Genomic DNA, 19,196 nt, shown 5'->3' with positions numbered 1-19,196 from the left:
GCCAGATCGATCCCGATCATCGTCTCTTTGGTCATGCTCGCCTTCCTCTCCACCCATTGGACTTAACCCGACGATCCTCCAATAGAATGCGTCAGGTGGGTAGAGCGGCAACCACTCCATCTATTCAATACCCTGTCTTTCTGACGCGCATTGATCCGCACCGGAACATGGCCCGGTTCTATGTGTTGTCGATCGAGCCGACCCTGTTTGGCGATTATGCCGTTCAACGGAGGTGGGGGCGCCTTGGCACCTTGGGGCGGTTACGGTCGGATCTCTTTCCTGACCTGGTTTCCGCACACGCCCGCAAGGCACAATTGGTGCGCAGCAAATGCAAGCGCGGGTATGTCGAAGGCTGACATGAGAATTCGGCCGCCAGTGGCCCCGTCCTCTGCCTTGATCTTGCGCGGTTCTGCGGTGAGCGTTGTGACGGCCTTCACAGAATTCCCCAGGCCCTGTATCTGCCGCGGCCGGTGAGCTCGCGCGGCAGCGCCGGGCCGAGCTGGCGGATCATGTGGTCGACGGCGGCGGCGGTGACGCCGAGCTCCTGGCGGGCCATGGGAATGGTCACCAGCGGCCGGGACAGGAACATCTGAGCAAAGTCGGGCAGCCTGGAATGGCTTCGGCAGGACCGGCAATGGCGGTCCAGCTGCTCCTGGGCGATCGACAGCCGGTCGAGCTGATCCATGGTGTCCCGGGCGGCGGTTTCAAAGCCGGTCAGGAGACCGGAGATGCGTGTCTGGAACGGGTCCTTGCGGCGCCAGCGGAACGGCGATTTTCGCAAGGCTGCGGACAGGGTCGGCAGATGGCAGGTCGTCACCTGCGATTTCAGGAAGGCGGCCGACACCAGACGGCCGAGCTCCGGCCAGCTGTCCAGCGGCTGCAGCAGCTGCCAGGCATCGAGCAAAATGACCGCCGTCAGAACGGGAGGCAGGTTCAGTGGCCTGGCCGCGTTCAAGACGGCCAGCCAGGCGTCCAGGCGGTCGCGCCGATCGGGTGTTCCTGGATCGGATTGCATTTGAGCCGTTGCCATCCGATGGGACGATGTCCGTGCGACCGGGACGGATCCTTCAGCAAGCTGCCGGGAGCGTTGCAGAACGGCGTCGATCTCGGCCAGAAGGTTTTCTTCTTTTTCCGCGTCGTCTTGCGCATGTGTCGAGATCGATGGTGAAGCTCCCCTCTCCTCCCCCGCACGGCTGCCCCTCGCAGTCCCCTCCTCCAAACTGTCCGCCTGCCGGCCGATCAGGGTCAGAAGGCCGTTGCGGCTGAGGACGGTTTCAGGGGGCAGCCGGTCGATCCGCCGGCGCAGGGCCAGGAGCCTGGCGGCCCGGGTCAGTTCGTGGGTCGGGGCGCGCCTGTCGGTGCCGGCGTCATGCAGGACCAGGTCCTCCAGATGCACCAGGTCGCCGTCGAGGGCCATGGACGCACAGGTGTCGAACAGATGCGCGCGGCTGCGCACGCCGTCGGCAAGGTCGCCTGTGCGCCGCAGCCGCTCGTCCACGCGTGTCAGCGCACGGCTGACACGATCAAGCGGGTCGGCCAGAGAGGCCCAGTCCAAGGAGTTCAGAGACCTGTGGAGATCGTAAGCCATTGACATTGGGAGAGGATAGTCACGTAACGAAAATAAACAAGCAAAAAAGTATCACTACATGGATGTCTGTCAGAGACACAATATGAATATTGATAATTAGCTATTATCGATGGTTAGACGTTTCAGGCACCGCATGCTAAAATGCGGGCCATGACACACGTCACGAGAGACGTTGCAGAGCGTTCTCAAGTGCGCGCCAGCAGACGGATTATTAGTTATCGTTGGTCAGCCAGCATATGCACGAAACTTGCCGGCTTTCTCGAATGCGTGATAGGGTCAGGCAGTCAAAACACAGGAATTCCCGGCCCATGCCAGAACCGCAACTTTCCATCCGCTCCGCCAAGGCTCGCCAACTTGCTCATGCACTGGCGCGCCGCACCGGCCAAACCATGAGCCATCTCGTTGAACAGGCGTTGGAGCATTATGACAGGGAGCTGCGGCAGAAAAAGCATGGCCATCCGATCGATGCGGTCTGGGATCTGGCTTGCGAGGACCGGCAGGGTGTCAAGGCAGGCGCCACCAGCGATCATGGCGAGCTGTATGATGAGGCCGGTCTGCCCAGATGATCGCCGTGGATACGTCAGCCATTTTAGCCATCGCACTGGGTGAGCCGGAAGAAGAGCGGTTCAAGGACGTTATGCGCCACAATGACCTGGTGATAGGCTGGCCAACCTTGTTCGAGACGCGAATTGTCCTGACCGCAAAGGGGTTCTCGAAAGCCGAGATCATTGTCGCGCGGCTCTGCGAAGCGCCAAATGTCACACCGGTTGCCTTCGACGGAAAGCATTATCAGTCCGCCCAGGCTGCCTATGAAATCTTTGGAAAGGGCCGGCATCCCGCCGCACTCAACATGGGCGATTGTTTTGCTTATGCGGTGGCCGCGATCAGCAAGGCGCCCCTTCTCTTCAAAGGTAACGACTTCTCGAAAACGGACCTGAAATGCCATCCGGCGTCGCCAGGGACGGATCCGGCCTGATGAAGGATACGGCCATGCCGCAAGCTTTTGCTCGCAACCTTTCCCTCGCGGGAGAGGCTGAAACGCTGGAACAACGCGTAGAAAATCTCGACGCGCTCTCCGCCATCCTGCCGGCGCTCGCCGGACCGGAGCGCAGCGACCAGCTGGCTGCGCTTCTGACCCAGGACGATATCTCGACCCTGCGCCATCTGGCCCAGGAAGGCATCGGCGAAAATTCCCTCAGGGCCCTCACCTCCGATTGTTCCTACCTGGAAGGCTGGTGCGCGGCGGCAACCGGCGAGCACCTCCCCTGGCCTGCCCCGGTGCCGCTGATCCTGAAGTTCATTGCCCATCACCTGTGGGACCCCGACAAAAAAAGGTCTGACCCGTCTCACGGCATGCCCGAGGACGTTGCCGGCACGCTGGAAGACCAAAGACTTCTCAGAAAGGCAAAAACCGCGACGGGTCTCCGACCCCCGCATGCGGTTTCAACGGTGCAGCGGCGTCTGGCCTCCTGGTCGACGCTGCATCGCTGGCGCGGGGTTCAAGGAGAGTTCTCCGCGCCCGACGTGCGCTCGGCCTTGCGCCTTGCCATCCGCGTTGCCGATCGGCCCAAAGCCAGAAAAAGCCGAAAGGCGCTGACGGCCGATCTCCTGGAACGCCTTCTGGCGACCTGCAACGGCACGGACCATGCCGCGCCCTGCCTCGTTGACCTGCGCGACAAGGCGCTGCTGCTCGTCGGCTTTGCCTCCGGCGGCCGGCGGCGCTCGGAATTGTCCGGCTTGCGGCTTGCTCAGGTAACCCGGCAAGATCCCCTGCTTGCGGATCCCAGCGATCCGGGCAGCGACCTGCTGCCAGCGGTCAGCCTGCGGCTCGGTCGTACCAAGACGGAGGATGCTTGCGATGACAACGCGGTGCTTTTGATCGGCCGGCCCGTCGAGGCCCTTGAAACCTGGCTGGAGGCGGCGGGAATTTCCGAAGGACCCGTGTTCAGGGCCATCGATCGCTGGGGCAACGTCAAGACCAGAAGCCTGACGCCCCAGTCGGTCAATGCGATCGTCAAGGCCCGCTGTATCCGCGCCGGGCTCGACCCTGATGACTTCAGTGCCCATGGCTTGCGCGCCGGCTTCCTGACCGAGGCCGCGAACCGCGATATTCCCATTCAGGATGCCATGCAGCAGTCCCGCCACCGCTCCCTCGCCCAGGCCTCCAGCTATTACAATGATGCGGGACGGAGTAGGCGCCGGTCTGCCAGAATGCTCGGGTGAGGTTGTTAAACCCGTCGTTTTAGATCGGAGTTTAGGTATACCCCACAATAATTAGTTTGTGGGGTATTATCTATGTTATGATTACCCCACGAAAAAAAGTATGTGGGGTAAGAATGTCGGTGAGCTACCATAGCCCAATCGGTATCGCAGCCTGGACGGATCTGCGACGCTCATTGATTGACGGTGCCGTTTCGGACCTCCGGGGCGTACCGAGATCCAAAACGGCTGGCGCAAAAACCTACTGGTATGACCACTTCCGCATCGGCAATAAAACTGTCGACCGATACATCGGTGAAGACACTCCGGAACTGCGCAGTCGGTTGAACAGGCAATCTGAAATCGCGCATGCAGCCAAGCAGGCGGATCGCGAGCGCGCCAGATTGATGCGCGTGCTGCGGGCCGAGGGGTATCTGTTTGCGGATGTCGGGTCCGGTCAGGTCGTCTCGGCAATGGCGAAGGCCGGTGTCTTTCGTCTTGGGGGAACGATCGTCGGCACGCACGCCTTTCGCAGTTATGAAGGTGAGCTTGGCGTTCGGATCGGTTTCGATCAATCGGCAACGACAGACGATGTCGACATTGCGAGTTTCGAGCGCTTGTCCCTCGCTCTCGCGGATACGGTCGAACCTCCGTTGGCAGAGGTTTTTTCCGAACTTCAATTTGATCCGCTACCAACACTTGAGAGCGACAAAACCTGGCGTTGGCGGCAGTCAAATCGCCAGACGCTGGTGGAATTCCTGACGCCTTCCTTTGAAGAGGATGAGGGAATCCGCGATCTTCCTGCGCTTGGGGTCAATGCACAGAGCTTGCATTTCCTCAATTACCTGATTGCCGAGCCAATTCGTGTTCCCTTTCTGTATAGATCAGGAGTGTTGGTGCAGGTCCCGCGACCTGAACGTTTCGCGATCCACAAGCTGATTGTCGCCGACAGAAGACAGGGCGGACCGGATGCACTCAAAGCCCACAAGGACCGTGCACAAGCGGCATTTCTGATCGAAGCCTTGAGCGAAACCAGACCCGACGATCTGAACGAAGCTTACCAGTTGGCGATCGAAACCGGTCCAGCGTGGCGAACGAGGATCCTGGCAAGTCTGAAGCGTATGCCGGCCACAGCCGAATTGCTTCAGGCAGTGCTCTAAGTGGGCTTGATCAGGTGGATGGCGTCCTGCTCCGCTCCCTCGCCCCGGCCTCCAGCTGTTACAATGTTGTGGGTTGGAGCAGACGTTGGTCCGTCTGAATGCTCGGGTGACCGGCGCTGACCGGCACAAGATTGGCGGTCAGTCAGACAGCAGGCGGGTCAGCATTTTCCTGACATGGTCCTGAGCACCGAAGAAAATGGCGGCAATAAAGATCCTGGTGTCGGATGGTTCGGCAAGAAACCACACTGCGGCCTGATCGCGGCGCACGAAACGCAGGCCCGGCAGGATGTCCGGCTGAAGCGTGCCTATGAACGGAGTTTCCGTGAGTTGATCGATGGCGGACCGGATGGATCTGACGCGCTCGGCCGCGCGTTCGAAGGCCACCGCCCGGTCTTCCCCGAGATCGCAATAGGTTGCAAGCAGGTGATCGAAGATCAGCTCAAAGTCGCGCTCAGCGGCGGTCGAATACTCAAGGATCCACACGCAGGCCACGCCGCTTTCGCTCGATCATGGCGTCCACGCGCGTTCCCATTTCTGCCGCAGACACAGCAGGACCACTCATTCTCTGCCCAATGAGCTCGCGAAGTGCCTGCGTTTCGAGAGACTCCAGCTCGGTTTTCTGACGCAAAAGTTCCAGACCCTGTTGCAGAACCGAACTCAGGCTTGAATATTGGCCAGATTCCACAAGAGCGCGCGCAAAGGCATCCTGCTGTTCGGTCAACGAAATCGAGGATTTAATGCTCACGGGTGGTCTCCTTCAACAAGAAGGTGCTACCCAGTAGCATTAATGTCAAGATCCTCGACACATGCATTGTTTGACCGGACCTGCATCGAGTTCAGGCGCTTCGGTTCGCAGCCTTGTCTTTAAGAGTTACTTTTTAGCCGGTTTCCGGGCTTTTTGAGATCTTTGCTGACCCAGTCCCATTTTCTTGGCCAGCTCTGAACGGGCTGCCGCATAATTCGGCGCGACCATCGGGTAGTCAGCTGGCAGGTTCCACTTTGCCCGGTAGTCTTCAGGGGTCAGGTTGTAGTGGGTACGAAGATGCCGCTTCAGTGACTTGAACTTCTTGCCGTCTTCCAGGCAGATGATGAAATCGGTTCCGACGGATTTCTTGATCGGCACGGCTGGTACGAGCTCGACAACTTCGGGCTCCTGGGCCTTGTGTGCGGATGAGGTCAGCGCCGTGTGCACGGACGCGATCAGGCCCGCCAAGTCGGGAGCGGCAACCGTGTTGTTGGCCACATAGGCCGAAACGATATCGCTTGTGAGTTCGATGAAGGCTACATCCTCAGCGATGTCGTGCTCTGCTGTATCGGTCATGGTCTTCCTTTTGGGCGGGGTGTCTCTTGAGAAAGGGCAGCAATAGTTATTCTGGAAGGAATATGCTGAGACGCCTTACAGCCAATCTATTATTTGTGCAATGTGACAAAAATAGAGATTATCGTTCGATTTTATTACCCAAATGGGTCGTGTGAGCTTCAAGTCTCAAAATCTTGATGCGGTGCAGGGCACGTCCTGCCGGACCACGCTCTCCTCCGGCCGCTGGACGGCCTCCACCGAGCCAAACACGATTTCTGCCGGGACTTGTCTAAAGCCGGCAGAAGTCTCAAGGAGCCTTCCGCCGGCGAGATAGTCCAGCGGCCGAAACCATCTTTGTCTCGGCCCATTCGGGGAACGATCGTTCGCGCTGGATCTGCTTTGCAGATATTTGGCTGGCTTTGCCAGTCATTGGTTTGTTGAAGGGGCTCCGCCCCCGGCCGGTCAAGGATGAACCGCTGCGCGGCCGGAACGGCGGTCTCCCCATGCTCCGCGGCTCTCGCCTTGTGCGCACGGGGATACCCCTCCGCCTTTCCGGTCCTTGACCGCCCTCCCCCGTTTCCGACGACGCGGAAAATGAAACGAGCCAGCCCGGCCAAGTTTCATGGAAACAGGAGCAAACCAAATGACCAAGTCCAACACGAACCACCTTGAAATTTCTTTCTCGAAGCTGGCGCTGGATCCGAAGAACGTCCGCAAGACCTACACGCAGGCAGGCATCGTTGAGCTTGCTGAAAGCATCGCCTCAGTTGGTGTCCTGCAGAACCTTGTCGTTCGCGAAGGCGAGAAAAAGGGAACCTACCTTGTGACCGCAGGCGGGCGTCGGTTCCGGGCAATTGAGCACCTGATTTCCAACAAGAGAATGCCCGCATCCGTCAAGGTAACGTGCGTTCTCAGCGACGAGGCTGACGCAACCGAAATCAGCCTTGCCGAAAACATCATGCGCGAAGGCATGTCCCCGGCAGACGAGTTCCGCGCTTTCAAACAGATGGCCGACGATGGCAAGACGGTCAGCGAAATCGCAACCCGTTTTGGCGCAAGCGAACTTGTCGTGACGAAGCGCCTCAAGCTCGCCCGCGTCTCCCCTCGCTTGTTCGAGATGTTCGAAAAGGGGGAAATGGAACTAGCGCAGCTGCAGGCGTTCACCGTCAGCGATGACCATGAAGCTCAGGAACGGGCTTGGGATAGTCTTTCGCCGTATTATCGCAATAGCCGCGATATTCGTCAGGCGTTGACCGATGGAAAAATCCCTGAGTCCGACAAACGCATCAAGTTCCTCGGCGGCCTTGATGCTGTCCGCGAGGCGGGCGGCACGGTGATCTGTGACCTCTTTAATACAGATGGTGGGTATGCTGAAGACGCGGCGTTGATTGATAAACTCGTGGCCGAGAAGATCGACGCGCTCACCCTGGACGTTGCTGGCGAAGGCTGGAAGTGGTGCCGCTACCAGCCAGAAATCGACTATATGGAAATGCAGAAATACGGCCGGGTCTATCCCATGGCGCGCGATCTGTCCGACGAGGAACAGAACTACCTTGAAACTCTGGAAAACGCGGTCGAGACCACCGGCGAAGTCTACGACCAATCGGGAGCCGAAGATGACCGGCTCGCCTTCGAAGCAGCGGAAAACGCTCTTGAGGACTTCCGCGCCGCGTGGAAACCGGAGTACAGCGACGAGCAGAAGGCACAGGCCGGGGCGATCCTGTCGCTTGGCTATCATGGCGATCTGCGCATTGAACACGGCTTGATCGATCCGAAGGATGTGAAGGTGGCAGCACAGGCCTGCTCTGACACAGAGTCAGACGAAAAGGCCGGTTCCGATCACTCCAAAGCACTGGTCGCCGAGCTGACGGCTCGCAAGACCGCTGCGCTCCGCCTTGAGCTTGCCCAGAACCCGAACCTTGCCCTTGTTGTTGGCGTTCATTCCATGGCGATCAAGACGCTGTACGAGCACCGGGCGGCATGGACCCATGGGGCGGTTGAGGTCTCGCTCGACAGCGCTTGCCTTGAAACGCACATCAAGGACGCGGGCCAGTGCGCTGACCTCGATGCAATTGAACGCATCCGCGAAAGCTGGAAATCGGTTCTGCCGGTTGATCCGGCTGACCTTTGGGACTGGTGCATGGGTGTTTCGCAGGATGAATTGCTTCGATTGCAGGCCTTTCTTGTGGCCCAGGCAATCAACGCTATCAGCCATGGCGACGGCTTCAACGGCGCGGGCGTGGATCATGGCAACAGGATCGGTGCTGCCCTGGACCTCGACATGGCCGATCACTTCCAGCCGACTGCCGAAACCTACTTTGCGCGCGTCAAGCTCGATGTCATCCATGACAGTCTTGTGCAGGCCTGCGGCGAGGAAGCTGCCGCGCCCGTTCTCAAGATGAAGAAAAAGGAAGCCGCAGCCTATGCAGCCGAAAAAGTCGCCGGGACGCGTTGGGTGCCGAACATCATGACGTTCGCAGACGAAGCTCCTGCGTCCGAGGAAGTCGTTCAAGAGGCAGCGTAGCGCTGCCCATTGAAAGGCTGTCCTGCGAAAGCTCCCGCAGGGCAGCCTTTCCCCTCCGGGGCAACCCTACCATTGAATACGGAGCCCCTTGCCTTCCGATCAAACAGAGGCCGGTGGCGGACCCCTCTAAAGGAACCGGTTGAAGTTTGATAAGGGGCTTCACCCTGGCCCGGTCAAGTATATGTCCCACTTGACCGGGCCAGGTCGTCACGGAAGCGGACCGGCCCTGACGGGCCGGGCTGATCCCTTGTTATTTTTTGCTGTCTGTTGAAATGTGGTCTGATGTGCAACCTCTACTCCCACACCTCGGCGCGGCAAGCGGTACTGGATTTTACTCGAGCGATGAAAGTTGCCGACACTATCGGCAACATGGCACCGCAGCCGGGTATCTATCCGGATTACTCCGCTCCCATCGTCCGCAATGTCGGTGATGATCGGGAATTGACTTTGGCACGTTGGGGGATGCCTTCACCGGCGTTTGCACTGAAAGGCAAGTCGGCCGACAAGGGCGTGACGAACGTTCGCAACACCAAAAGCCCGCACTGGCGCCGCTGGCTCAGCATCGACCACCGTTGTGTTGTCCCGTTCAATTCCTTTTCCGAGTTTGATTCAAAAGCGCGTGAACCGGTCTGGTTCGCCTTCAACGAAGACCGCCCTCTTGCTGTCTTTGCCGGTATCTGGACGAACTGGACCAGCGTTCGAAAGGTGAAGGAAGGCGAAGTGACCGCCGACCTGTTCGCGTTTTTGACGTGCGAGCCAAACAAGGAAGTCGGCGCGATCCACCCGAAAGCCATGCCTGTTATTTTGACGGAACAGGATGAAATTGAAACCTGGCTGTCCGGGCCCTGGGATGAAGCGAAAGAGCTTCAGCGACCTCTTGCGGATGGTACGCTCGATATTGTTGCGCGTGGCTCGCGTCAGGATGGCAACGACTGACACGCGGGCCGGGCTGATCCCCGGCAGGGCATTGCCCCTACGGTGAGCGGCCCAGATCCTCCAATGCAACATGATCGCGCCGGCACACCGGCTCGACCGCCGTTCCTTTTCCAAACCTGACCCGTTCCCCTACCCCCAGGATAATGACCGGCCAGGGCCGGAACATTGCTTGCCGAAAAGGGGCTCCGCCCCCGCCAGGTCAAGGATAAACCGCTGCGCGGCCACGACAGGGGTATCCCCACGCTCCGCGGCTGCGCCTTGTGCGCGCGGGTGATCCCCCTCCCTGCCATGGTCCTTGACCCGGCTCCCCCGTTTCCGACGACGCGGAAAGTGAAAGGCGATACGCCGCGAACGAGGAGCGCAAAATGAACCGCACCGACTGGAAGAAACTCTATCGGCAAATCAGGGCAAGCGAGGAACCGGAGGCCGTCAACGCCAACGGGCGGAAGTACTATGTCGGAAAAACGGGTGTGAATCCGGTTACTGGCCGGGCCGTCCTGTTCTCCCTGTTCGGCTCTTGCCGGATGCTTGAGCGATATTCGTCGCGCCGTGGGCTACTGCGGAGCGCTCGTAAGTACCGGCTGGAACTGGAAGAGGCTGTTCAGCTCGAAATCTCAGTTTTCGGACAAGCCGATCAACCCGGCTTCGCCTTCCGCTAATCCCCATCGACAGGAGATTTTGATATGCCGAAACCGAAAACAATCCCGAGCGTCGATGCAAACGCCGCCGACTATTGGCCGTCAGTGCGCCGGAAAGCAAAACTCAACAACGCCTTGCGGCTCGCTGACGAGCGCTTTGACAGTATTCAAATTAGTGCGATCTATGAAAGGTGGGTCGATGATGTGTCCAGTATGGTTCGCTCTGTAGCGATCCAGTGCCAAATCCTTGACTCTGACGACTATCTGGAATTTCGGAAGATGGCCTCTGAAACCTTCGGATTGCCCGAACTCCGCACTTGCGAGCAAGTCGTCAAGGCAGAGGCATACGAAGCGGTTCAAGACGCGCATGCGTCTCTTTACGGCGACAGTATGGGTTAACGTCTCGTTAACCTATTGACCGCCAGATGTGCTGTCGGTGAGCCAATCAGTTTTGAGGGCGGAAGCAGCAGCGCCAGTCCAGGGGCGCGACCGGGCAGGATCGGCCAGCCCGGCCGAGGCAACGGCCTTGCCCTCAAACCGGAGGTAATGCGATGTGGTTCATACCCATTAGCGTTACCCTAGAAATGAAAAGAACTCGGACCACCTGGACAGTGAAACTCCGAGTTCAATTCGTGATCTAGGAAAGGAGGCGGCGGGGAAACCTGTCGTCTCTCTCCGGTCCCAAATGTAGCACTTTCTGCCCAAAAATCAACAAAGCTATCTAAGAGCAGGGTTCAGCCATGTCTCAATTGGAGCTCTTTGAGCGCGACGACAAGGGCTGACCGGTCGGTTGCTGGACCGGACCAGCCCTGACGGACCGGGCTGATCCTCAGCAGGGGCGTTGCCCCTACGGCGCGCGGTCCAGGTTCTCCAAAGCAACAGGATCGCGCCGGCACACCGGCCCGATCGCGCTCCTTCTGCGAACCTGACCCGCGCGCCTACCCCATGAAAATTCGTCCGGCTTTGAGCCGGGCTTTTCTCTTGAAAGAAGGGGCTCCGCCCCCCGGCAGATCAAGGATAGACCGCTGCGCGGCCTTCTGCGGGGTGTCCCCACGCTCCGCGGCTCTCGCCTTGTGCGCGCGGGTGATCCCCCTCCCCGCATCCGGTCCTTGACCCACCGCCCCCGTTTCCGACGACGCGGAAAATGAAACGAGCCAACCCGGCCAAGTTCAGGAAACAGGAGCAAACCAATGAACTCAGTATATGCCCGCACCGCACGCTTTGATTCCGCCCGTGCCCTCAGCGAAGACGAAATGCGCCGGAGTGCTCCGTCTATCTTTGCAGCCTCAGCCCATGAGAGCCGTTCCGAACGGTTCCAGCCGATCCCGACCATCGAGGTACTGCGTGCCCTGATGGACGAAGGGTTCATGCCGGTTGGTGTGAAGCAAGGCCGGACCCGAGATGCCAGCAAGAAGGACTTCACCAAGCACTTGATCCGGCTTCGCCGTCTCGACCACGATGCCAAGTTTTGTGTTGGTGATACCGTTTGCGAAATCCTGCTCAAGAACGCAAATGACGGCACGGCCGCTTTCGACATCATGGCCGGATTGTTCCGCATCCGATGCCTGAATTCCCTTGTCGCCCAGACCCCCACCCTCGAAAGCGTGAAGGTTCGCCACAGTGGAGACGTGCGACACAAGGTGATTGACGGCACGTTCCGCGTGATGAAGGAAGCGGAAAAAGCCCTTGCAGCGCCAGCCGATTGGAGCGGGCTTATCCTCGACCGCGACGAAAAGCAGGCGTTTGCGGAGGCTGCGCACATTGCCCGCTTCGGAGACAGCGAAGGGGAAACCACAACCCGCATTCAGCCGAGCCAGCTTTTGAACGCCCGCCGCACGGGCGACCGGGAAAATGACCTTTGGACCACTTTCAACGTCGTTCAGGAAAACGCCATGCGGGGAGGTCTGAGAGCCGCATTCAGGGACGAGAACGGACGCATCCGGCGCACGTGCTCACGAGCGATCAAGGGGATCGATCAGGACGTGAAACTGAACAAGGCCCTTTGGACGCTTTCTGAAAAGATGGCGGAACTGAAAGGCTTGAAAGCCGCAGCCTAACGCGCAACGCACTGGCGGCAGGAATCTCTGCCGCCAGTGCGTTGCGGGGGCTTCCGGTTCAAGATCTGCCTCTATTCAGTCCCGACGGACCTTACTTTTCGAGCCCGTGGGTTGATGTGTTTCTGTCGAACGCCAAGGAGCATCCGACGCTGGTAGGTTTCATGGAGCAGTACCTGGCCGCATATGCCGGATAACAGGTGAGGGGGCTTGCCCATTAGTCCGCCTCAGAAATACAACTCAGGGCGACCCGTCATGAAAACGCCTATCTACTCTCGCCGCCAAAAGGCAATGTTCACTACCATACATCTACGCGACAACAGGCCGATTCCCAAGGCGCCGAAAATCAGTAAGCCGCTTGTCATCGACGAATTCGGCGAATGCCTTATTTCGCTCTTTGCCGGCGCTCGATGGATGGTTGAATATCTGGATCTTGCAGGGCCTGCGCTGTTCTGGCGCCAAACACGGGCACACTGGTTTCTGCATTTATTTTGAGTGATCACAGCTCGAACGAAATTTGTGCTGTAGAGCGCTGCCACAAACATGCGTGCCAGACTTAATCGCCTGGATCCAATTATTCCGACCTGTTTTGGAATATGCATAAGCAGCCAAAGGCAGGACTTTGGTTCCACGCACACTCATAAATCGGCTGTTCTTTCAGGCCCACTAACATATCAAAGCGGCGTTCCCTCTTCTCAACGGTGCGAGTTACGACGAGCCTTCCTGGTTTGTTGCCCTGTTTCCGGTTTCGTTTGATCATGAGAATGCAGAAACGCTTGAAATGTCGCACGCGGACACGTTTTGGCGTTTCGGGAGCGAATGAAAGAGCGCAGAGCTTAGAAAAATGCAGTATCTATCGAACCGGTTGACTTTAGAGTAAGTCCCTTGGGTAGGAAAAAGGCGCGCATAGCAATTGCTATAAAATTTGGAATACGGACAGCCCACAAAATGACCTGTGCGGGTAATCGGAGTTATAGCAGTTGCTATAAGTGATGGAACGCTGCCAACTTGTCGACCTCGCTGTGCTTAGGTAAGTCGTTGTGATGTTTTAGGGCTCAGTCTCTCCGCGCCTCTAGTGGTCTCGCTTTCCCATGTGGAACATTTTCTAGGCGGTTTGGGCGTGTCATTGCTTTGCGTCGAGTGCGGCAGATGTTGAAGCCATCCGGGCGGGGCATGGTGTTTGGTCCGCCGGGGCGTCATTCTCAAATGGGCGAGCCGGTTTTGAAAGGGTTTCGCGCGCTGCATTCACCGGGACTGCCCAGGAGCAGTCACCACACTGCCCCGCGATCTGGTGACATGAGCTGCAAGACGTCTGGGCTGCCGGAGCTCGCCGGGTGTTCCTGACCCGCTCCGTTGTGACGATTCCGATGGCCAGTCAGTGTGATCCGGCGCTCCTTCGGAAGCTTACCGGCTGCTACCACTATGGCGCTTGGGGGTTCTGGGAATTCTGGCAAAGCAGGATGGCCACATAATCCGATATGAGGCAGAGAAAAAGCGATCTCCCCAAGTTGGAGGTAAACAGGTGAAGGACGGGTCGTGAATAGTCTCAATCCAGTACATGCCCTAGCTTGGGCTTCTGGATCGCCAGTTTCTGTTGATGGCTTTTGGCGGCAGCCACGTCGGAAAATTAGTCGAGGCGAGTCCTGCCCCAAGTCCCGATCCGTTCCCACGTTCGGAGCACGGCAAATCCACCGAATAAGGTTGGCTCGATCAACAGCCCATAGAACCGTTCCATGTTCCGAGTGGAATCCAGACACTTGAGAAGAGGTTGCGTGGCACGAGGTTACATGCCCTCATTTCATGATTGAGCAGGCTGCTCCGTCCAATGATAAACTTGGATTTAAGTCCCCGGAATGATTCAATTTGGTGATGGATTGGAAGCGTCTACAAACATTAGGGTTTCTCAAATGTCGTTCTTCTGGATTAAACGATGGATTTCCGGGTTTTCCTTGAGCTTCTGCTTTTCTCTCAGGCTCGCCCGGAACGTTGACGGCGGGTTTCCGAACTGACTTGAAAAGCAACGCGAGAAAGTCGATGGATTTGCAAAGCCAGTTGCAGCCGCGACTTCGCCGATAGACATTTCCTCATAAAAGAGAAAATTGCGGGCTGCCTGCAGCCGTATGCGCAGGTAAAGCCTCATCGGCGACATATTATATGCCTCCTTGCAAATTCTGGAGATCGTGCGAGCTGGAATGCCGAGTTCTCTGGATAATTGTTCAAGCGTCAGTGGAAAGTCCATGTTCTCCTTCATCGCATTTACGATGCGGGCGGACCGGCCCACGTCTTCACCGTCAAAACTCTGGTCACCGCGTTGCGGGGTCGTGCCAGGCCGCCGCATGTGAATCAGGGCATTTGCAACTTCGTTGGCCATGGCTTCATCAACAAATCGCGATATCAGCTCAAGCATCAGGTCAAGGGTTGCAACGCCACCGGCACATTGGGCCCGGTTTTCCGACAGGCTGAAAATCTGGTTTTGGGGCTTCGCATCGGGATAAAGTTCTCGAAAGGAGGGGACTGCTTCCCAATGCAGGATGGTTTCCGGAGCTTTCTCGGTTGCAATTAGTCCTGCTTCCGCCAGGGCGTATGAGGCACTATCTGCCCCTCCGACAATCGCGCCAAACCTGGAAGAGCGCCGAAGATAACCCAAAAGTTTTTTGGAAAGATTCTGTGTCGGAAGATTTCCCTGCAGGAGCAGGCAGACATCTGGCTGTGCTGCCGTCGCGAAATCGCATTTGGCCGCGAACCACATACCGTTGCTTGCACGCACTTCCTCTCCGTCCTCAGACAGCAGTTCCCACTCAAAAAGATTTTGCGCGGAATTTTGGTTGGCGATGCGCAAGGCTTCAATCGCCAACGTGAGTGTCGTCAGGGAAAACTCCGGCTGCAGAATGATGGCGAATTGGCAAGGCTTGTTATGTGACATCGGAAGAATATCTCGAATTTGACAAAAATCTGGCAAGAAAAATAAAATTAAATGCCATTTTGGTCAACGACTTCCCAAAATTCGGACTGACTATGAAGTCACACCGCACCTGAGGCACTCAGGAGAAGGCGGTGGAAACAACAAAAATTGAGAGCGCAGATCTAATGAGGTCGCGGCAGATAGGCTGTCGCGGAACGGGATCACTTGCGCCAAAACGGAGCGAAATTGGCGTGGAACAACTGAGGAAAATGCTGGAGGGATGCTATGTGACGATCCCCACTCCCTTTCAGGACACTCCCAAAATGGAAGTGAATGAGGAGGCACTCCGCACCTACGTTCGGTTTCTGATTGATGCGGGTCTGGATCGCGATTACGCAACCTTGCTGGCAGGAGGTGCTGCCGGCGATTTCTCGACCATGAGCTTCGATGAAAGGGTTCGTGTTGCCGAAGTCGTGGTTGATGAAGCTGCCGGTGTGGTCCCAATAGCAATGGGCGCGCAGTCAACGAGCACTCTGGAACTTGTCGAGTTGGCTCACGCTGCAAAACGTATCGGCGCAAACTTTATCCAGGTCTCTTGCCCCTATTATTTCAGCCACACGCAGGGCGATTTTGAAGAATATGTGCGCGCCGCAGCGGCCGCCGAACCTGAACTCGGCATAATTATCTACAATACGTTCTGGACCAGCCAGAATCTCAGCTTCTCGATGGTCGAACGTCTCGCCGAGATTCCGAATATCGTGGGATTGAAATGGGCGGCGCCTCGCACCGATGCGATGGAGTTCGAAGACGTCTGCTCTCACTTTTCGAAGCGTTTCACGATCATCGATAACAATCTGTTCTTCGGCATGAGCGCAATGCCGTCTCTCGGGGCGCGCGCATTCGAGGTGCATCACTGCAATTTCTGGCCTGAATGGGGGATCAAACTCATTGATGAGGCCCGGTCCAAGAATTATTCGGAATTGACACGAATGCTCGTAGAGGAAGGTATGCCTTTCTACAAGCTGTGGGTAAGTATTGAAAACGAATTCACTTCTGGCGACGGTTATCTCGACAAGCTCTGCATGGAGCTGATCGGCTTGCCTTCCAGCCGCTGTCGTCCTCCGACGCGCGATATCCGGGCTGCGTACCGAGACGCCACTCACGCCATGATGCAGTCAATCGGCGTGCCGCGCTTGATCCGACAAAACTAAAAGGCTGCGCAGAACAGCCGACCTTCACCTTACCAAAGGAGCTTTGAAATGAAGAAGACAGCATTGAGAACAGCGATGCTCGCGGTCGTCGCCTGTATCGGCCTGACATCCGGCGCGAGTGCAGAGGATGATGCCCGTCTGCGTTTGAACTGGATGTACTACGGTTCGCATGCCGGGTTCGCACTTGGCAAGGACAAGGGAGTCTATGAGGAGGCAGACATTGATCTGGATATCCGTTCCGGTAATGGATCGAGTTCGGCCCACAGGCTTGTCGCCAATGGAGACAGTGATTTTGCCTATGGCTCTTGCGCGGCATTGATCAATTTGGCCAGTCAGGGCGCCGAGATCATTTCGGTCGCAGTCATTGATGCGATGGGCTCCGAAGCCGTGATTATTCGGCCGGATTCCGGCGTCGAATCGATCGCGGACCTGAAAGGGAAGAAGATCCTTACAACAGCAAATGCGGGTGTGAATACGTTCTTCCCAATCGTGCTTGCCGATGCCGGCCTGACACCAGATGACGTCACGATCACAAATGTTCCGGACGGAGCGCTAGTATCTTCGTATCTGCAAGGCGCAGGTGGTGCAGTCGGCATGCTGGGTGGTCTGGATGACAAGCCTGCAGAAATCAAGGCAAATGGCGGTGAAGATCCTGTTCTGCTGCCTTATTCCAACTATGGTGTCGATCAGGTCGGCTACTGCATCTCCACCCGCAAGGCACTGATCGAGGAAAACCCGGATCTTGTCGATCGGTTTGTCGATGCAACGATCAGTTCCTACAAGCAGGCAGAAGCCGATCCGGATGCGGCAGTGGCGTCAATCGCGGATATCGTCGGTGGCTCCATGGCCGAAGACGAAGGCAAGGCCCAGGCGCGAGCGGTGCTCGATGTCACTCTGGGTCTTCTCTATTCTGCCGCGAACACGGACAAGAAGCTTGGCCTGAACGTCCCGTCCGATTGGCAAAGCATGATCAATCTGATGAAAGAGTACAATGATCTGGATCCGAATGCTGATCCGGCATCCTTCTACACAAATCAGTTCGTCGATTGATCCTGCAAAGGTCTTCCGCCGGAACCCTTGCGGTCTCCGGCGGAACAGAGGCATCCCAATGAGTCATCAGATAGAATTTCATGGCGTGAAGAAGGTGTTTGGCGAGGGGGCTGACGCAGTTCATGCATTCGGTCCGGTGGACCTGACGATTCACCAGGGCGAATTTGTTTCGCTTCTCGGTCCCTCTGGCTGCGGCAAATCCACCTTGATGCTGATGACGTCGGGGCTTTTGGAGCCGACTGAAGGCCAGGTGGTGATTGGTGGCAAGCCTGTCAACGGTCCGCAAACGGACGTTGGCATCATGTTTCAGGACAACACACTGGTTCCGTGGCGGACAGTGCGTGGGAACATCGAACTTCAACTGGAAATGCGCGGGTTGTCGACCGCCGAATACAGTGAGCGCGTCGACCAGATGCTTGCGGCGGTTCATATGGAAGAATTCTCTGACAGGCACCCCTATGAATTGTCAGGTGGAATGCAGCAGAGAGCTGCCTTCTGCCAGGCGATGGTTCATACACCGGGAACGATGCTGCTTGATGAACCGCTGGGCAAACTTGATGCCATGACCCGGGAGAGGATCAGATCGGATTTGCAGACCTTGTGGATGCAGCAACGCCCGACGGTCATCTTCGTGACCCATTCGATCGAGGAAGCATTTCAGCTTTCAACCAAAGTCGCGGTTATCACCCCTCGGCCCGGATGTATCGAACGCATTATCGATGTCGACCTGCCGTTTCCCCGAGATTTCGAGGTCAAGAGTTCCCCGGAATTTAGCGCCCATGTCCGAGAAGCACAGGAGATCTTTCGAAGCTATGGCGTCATTTGATAAAAAACCGTACTTCGCAGCTCTCAAGGTACATCTGAAAAACTCCTGGATGTTCGTTGTCTTCTTTGTCGGGTTCTTCCTGTTCTGGGAGTATTCAATCCAGTGGTTCGATATACCGCGCTATATTCTGACGCCGCCGTCCCTGATCGTTGAGAAGGGCGCTGCAGATCTGGAGCGACTTCTTTACTACACCTATGTGACCGGCTTTGAGACGCTGTTGGGATTTGTAATCGCGATTGTCTTCGCCCTGCCGCTGGGTCTCGCGATCGCCTTCTCGAGCGTTTTGAAACGTACGCTCTACCCGTTTCTGGTCTGCATCGAGATGGTTCCGAAGATTGCGTTCGCCCCGCTGTTTATCTCCTGGCTCGGCTTCGGTTTGCTGCCCAAGGTGATCATCGTCTTCCTCGTCTGCTTCTTCCCGATCGTTTTGAATGCAATCCTCGCATTCAACTCGCTGAGCGAGGAATTGACGCTGTTCAGCCGCTCCACAGGTGGCGGTGCCTGGCGCACGTTCCTGAAGATTCGGCTGCCGGCGGCACTGCCGCAGTGTTTTGTGGGGTTCAAATACGCCGCCATCAACGCAACCGTTGGGGCGGCCATTGCTGAATTCATCGGATCCGACGAAGGACTTGGTTTCTACATCCAGATCGTGACCGGCAACATGCGCCCGGATCTCGCTTTCGCCGGGATCTTCTTCCTGACCCTTATCGGCCTCTGCTTGTTCGGCATCGTGACAATTGCCGAGCGGCTGATGATCCCCTGGCATATCTCGGTGCGGCGCGGGTGATAATTTTGATCGGAGAGAGAC

General features: G+C 57.3%; 21 protein-coding genes. 15 read left to right on the top strand and 6 right to left on the bottom strand.

Going from position 1 to position 19,196, the window contains the following annotated elements; translation table 11 throughout:
• On the top strand, positions 1 to 356 hold a 356-nt coding region (locus DCO57_RS17630), incomplete at its 5' end, for a WGR domain-containing protein (RefSeq protein ID WP_347876556.1).
• 77 nt (positions 357 to 433) lie between these two features.
• Here DCO57_RS17630 and DCO57_RS17625 read toward each other — a convergent pair.
• Positions 434 to 1,555 (bottom strand): RHE_PE00001 family protein, encoded by a 1,122-nt coding sequence (locus tag DCO57_RS17625; protein WP_208978014.1) that lies wholly within the window; start codon positions 1,553 to 1,555, stop codon positions 434 to 436.
• Between the two features lie 341 nt (positions 1,556 to 1,896).
• Here DCO57_RS17625 and DCO57_RS17620 point away from each other — a divergent pair, with 341 nt between their 5' ends.
• The 4 genes from DCO57_RS17620 to DCO57_RS17605 all read left to right on the top strand — a co-directional run bounded on the left by DCO57_RS17620 (position 1,897) and on the right by DCO57_RS17605 (position 4,947).
• Positions 1,897 to 2,154: a type II toxin-antitoxin system VapB family antitoxin gene (locus DCO57_RS17620; protein WP_116700217.1), complete on the top strand. Its 258-nt coding sequence runs from the start codon at positions 1,897 to 1,899 to the stop codon at positions 2,152 to 2,154.
• Entirely contained in the window at positions 2,151 to 2,564 is a 414-nt protein-coding gene (locus DCO57_RS17615) for a type II toxin-antitoxin system VapC family toxin (protein WP_116700216.1), read from the top strand. The genes DCO57_RS17620 and DCO57_RS17615 overlap by 4 nt, the downstream gene beginning before the upstream one ends.
• 14 nt (positions 2,565 to 2,578) lie before the next feature.
• The gene (locus DCO57_RS17610) at positions 2,579 to 3,811 is read left to right on the top strand and encodes a site-specific integrase (protein WP_116700230.1); all 1,233 of its coding nucleotides are present in this window, start codon (positions 2,579 to 2,581) and stop codon (positions 3,809 to 3,811) included.
• Positions 3,812 to 3,924: 113 nt separating this feature from the next.
• On the top strand, positions 3,925 to 4,947 hold the full coding sequence (locus DCO57_RS17605) for a GSU2403 family nucleotidyltransferase fold protein (RefSeq protein WP_116700215.1): 1,023 nt from the start codon (positions 3,925 to 3,927) through the stop codon (positions 4,945 to 4,947).
• Between the two features lie 138 nt (positions 4,948 to 5,085).
• Here the strand turns inward: DCO57_RS17605 and DCO57_RS17600 are convergent, their stop codons facing one another.
• The 3 genes from DCO57_RS17600 to DCO57_RS17590 all read right to left on the bottom strand — a co-directional run bounded on the left by DCO57_RS17600 (position 5,086) and on the right by DCO57_RS17590 (position 6,268).
• A complete protein-coding gene (locus DCO57_RS17600) occupies positions 5,086 to 5,430 on the bottom strand; it encodes a type II toxin-antitoxin system RelE/ParE family toxin (protein ID WP_116700229.1) in 345 nt (114 codons plus the stop codon).
• Positions 5,417 to 5,692, bottom strand: a complete 276-nt coding sequence (locus DCO57_RS17595; protein ID WP_116700214.1) for a type II toxin-antitoxin system ParD family antitoxin — start codon at positions 5,690 to 5,692, stop codon at positions 5,417 to 5,419. Before DCO57_RS17595 ends, DCO57_RS17600 begins: the two co-directional genes overlap by 14 nt.
• Positions 5,693 to 5,818: 126 nt before the next feature.
• Entirely contained in the window at positions 5,819 to 6,268 is a 450-nt protein-coding gene (locus DCO57_RS17590) for a MucR family transcriptional regulator (RefSeq protein ID WP_116700213.1), read from the bottom strand.
• 622 nt (positions 6,269 to 6,890) lie between these two features.
• Here DCO57_RS17590 and DCO57_RS17585 point away from each other — a divergent pair.
• From DCO57_RS17585 to DCO57_RS17555, 6 genes are all read left to right on the top strand, one after another.
• The gene (locus tag DCO57_RS17585; protein WP_165814778.1) at positions 6,891 to 8,771 is read left to right on the top strand and encodes a ParB/RepB/Spo0J family partition protein; all 1,881 of its coding nucleotides are present in this window, start codon (positions 6,891 to 6,893) and stop codon (positions 8,769 to 8,771) included.
• Positions 8,772 to 9,053: 282 nt separating this feature from the next.
• Positions 9,054 to 9,707 (top strand): SOS response-associated peptidase, encoded by a 654-nt coding sequence (locus DCO57_RS17580; protein WP_116700211.1) that lies wholly within the window; start codon positions 9,054 to 9,056, stop codon positions 9,705 to 9,707.
• 365 nt (positions 9,708 to 10,072) lie between these two features.
• Entirely contained in the window at positions 10,073 to 10,366 is a 294-nt protein-coding gene (locus tag DCO57_RS17575; RefSeq protein WP_116700210.1) for a hypothetical protein, read from the top strand.
• 24 nt (positions 10,367 to 10,390) lie between these two features.
• On the top strand, positions 10,391 to 10,744 hold the full coding sequence (locus DCO57_RS17570; protein ID WP_116700209.1) for a hypothetical protein: 354 nt from the start codon (positions 10,391 to 10,393) through the stop codon (positions 10,742 to 10,744).
• 791 nt (positions 10,745 to 11,535) lie between these two features.
• Positions 11,536 to 12,402: a DUF932 domain-containing protein gene (locus DCO57_RS17560; protein WP_116700207.1), complete on the top strand. Its 867-nt coding sequence runs from the start codon at positions 11,536 to 11,538 to the stop codon at positions 12,400 to 12,402.
• 252 nt (positions 12,403 to 12,654) lie between these two features.
• Entirely contained in the window at positions 12,655 to 12,894 is a 240-nt protein-coding gene (locus tag DCO57_RS17555; protein ID WP_133192702.1) for a hypothetical protein, read from the top strand.
• A 1,132-nt stretch (positions 12,895 to 14,026) separates the two neighbouring features.
• Here DCO57_RS17555 and DCO57_RS23820 read toward each other — a convergent pair.
• Positions 14,027 to 14,152 (bottom strand): WGR domain-containing protein, encoded by a 126-nt coding sequence (locus DCO57_RS23820; protein WP_279629137.1) that lies wholly within the window; start codon positions 14,150 to 14,152, stop codon positions 14,027 to 14,029.
• Positions 14,153 to 14,302: 150 nt separating this feature from the next.
• Complete coding sequence (locus tag DCO57_RS17545; RefSeq protein ID WP_116700205.1) at positions 14,303 to 15,322, bottom strand: helix-turn-helix domain-containing protein; 1,020 nt, start codon at positions 15,320 to 15,322, stop codon at positions 14,303 to 14,305.
• Between the two features lie 131 nt (positions 15,323 to 15,453).
• On the opposite strand from DCO57_RS17545, the gene DCO57_RS17540 reads away from it, so the two are divergent.
• The 4 genes from DCO57_RS17540 to DCO57_RS17525 are packed head-to-tail and all read left to right on the top strand — an operon-like array spanning position 15,454 to position 19,175.
• Positions 15,454 to 16,512 (top strand): dihydrodipicolinate synthase family protein, encoded by a 1,059-nt coding sequence (locus tag DCO57_RS17540; RefSeq protein WP_205756199.1) that lies wholly within the window; start codon positions 15,454 to 15,456, stop codon positions 16,510 to 16,512.
• Positions 16,513 to 16,560: 48 nt separating this feature from the next.
• A complete protein-coding gene (locus tag DCO57_RS17535; RefSeq protein WP_116700204.1) occupies positions 16,561 to 17,562 on the top strand; it encodes an ABC transporter substrate-binding protein in 1,002 nt (333 codons plus the stop codon).
• A 58-nt stretch (positions 17,563 to 17,620) separates the two neighbouring features.
• A complete protein-coding gene (locus DCO57_RS17530) occupies positions 17,621 to 18,388 on the top strand; it encodes an ABC transporter ATP-binding protein (RefSeq protein WP_116700203.1) in 768 nt (255 codons plus the stop codon).
• Positions 18,375 to 19,175 (top strand): ABC transporter permease, encoded by an 801-nt coding sequence (locus tag DCO57_RS17525; RefSeq protein WP_116700202.1) that lies wholly within the window; start codon positions 18,375 to 18,377, stop codon positions 19,173 to 19,175. The genes DCO57_RS17530 and DCO57_RS17525 overlap by 14 nt, the downstream gene beginning before the upstream one ends.
• Positions 19,176 to 19,196 lie beyond the last annotated feature (21 nt).

Source organism: Labrenzia sp. 011, assembly GCF_003075075.1.
In the GTDB taxonomy this organism is placed as follows: domain Bacteria; phylum Pseudomonadota; class Alphaproteobacteria; order Rhizobiales; family Stappiaceae; genus Roseibium.
This window is presented reverse-complemented; position numbering and strand designations above follow the sequence as displayed.

Excerpts from the sequence above, each read along its gene's own strand:
- DCO57_RS17610 (WP_116700230.1), top strand. The coding sequence starts at position 2,579 with ATGCCGCAAGCTTTTGCTCGCAACCTTTCCCTCGCGGGAGAGGCTGAA.
- DCO57_RS17530 (WP_116700203.1), top strand. The coding sequence starts at position 17,621 with ATGAGTCATCAGATAGAATTTCATGGCGTGAAGAAGGTGTTTGGCGAG.
- DCO57_RS17555 (WP_133192702.1), top strand. The coding sequence starts at position 12,655 with ATGAAAACGCCTATCTACTCTCGCCGCCAAAAGGCAATGTTCACTACC.
- DCO57_RS17590 (WP_116700213.1), bottom strand. The coding sequence starts at position 6,268 with ATGACCGATACAGCAGAGCACGACATCGCTGAGGATGTAGCCTTCATC.
- DCO57_RS17525 (WP_116700202.1), top strand. The coding sequence starts at position 18,375 with ATGGCGTCATTTGATAAAAAACCGTACTTCGCAGCTCTCAAGGTACAT.
- DCO57_RS17580 (WP_116700211.1), top strand. The coding sequence starts at position 9,054 with ATGTGCAACCTCTACTCCCACACCTCGGCGCGGCAAGCGGTACTGGAT.
- DCO57_RS17545 (WP_116700205.1), bottom strand. The coding sequence starts at position 15,322 with ATGTCACATAACAAGCCTTGCCAATTCGCCATCATTCTGCAGCCGGAG.
- DCO57_RS17620 (WP_116700217.1), top strand. The coding sequence starts at position 1,897 with ATGCCAGAACCGCAACTTTCCATCCGCTCCGCCAAGGCTCGCCAACTT.
- DCO57_RS17585 (WP_165814778.1), top strand. The coding sequence starts at position 6,891 with ATGACCAAGTCCAACACGAACCACCTTGAAATTTCTTTCTCGAAGCTG.
- DCO57_RS17615 (WP_116700216.1), top strand. The coding sequence starts at position 2,151 with ATGATCGCCGTGGATACGTCAGCCATTTTAGCCATCGCACTGGGTGAG.
- DCO57_RS17560 (WP_116700207.1), top strand. The coding sequence starts at position 11,536 with ATGAACTCAGTATATGCCCGCACCGCACGCTTTGATTCCGCCCGTGCC.
- DCO57_RS17535 (WP_116700204.1), top strand. The coding sequence starts at position 16,561 with ATGAAGAAGACAGCATTGAGAACAGCGATGCTCGCGGTCGTCGCCTGT.
- DCO57_RS17570 (WP_116700209.1), top strand. The coding sequence starts at position 10,391 with ATGCCGAAACCGAAAACAATCCCGAGCGTCGATGCAAACGCCGCCGAC.
- DCO57_RS17575 (WP_116700210.1), top strand. The coding sequence starts at position 10,073 with ATGAACCGCACCGACTGGAAGAAACTCTATCGGCAAATCAGGGCAAGC.
- DCO57_RS17605 (WP_116700215.1), top strand. The coding sequence starts at position 3,925 with ATGTCGGTGAGCTACCATAGCCCAATCGGTATCGCAGCCTGGACGGAT.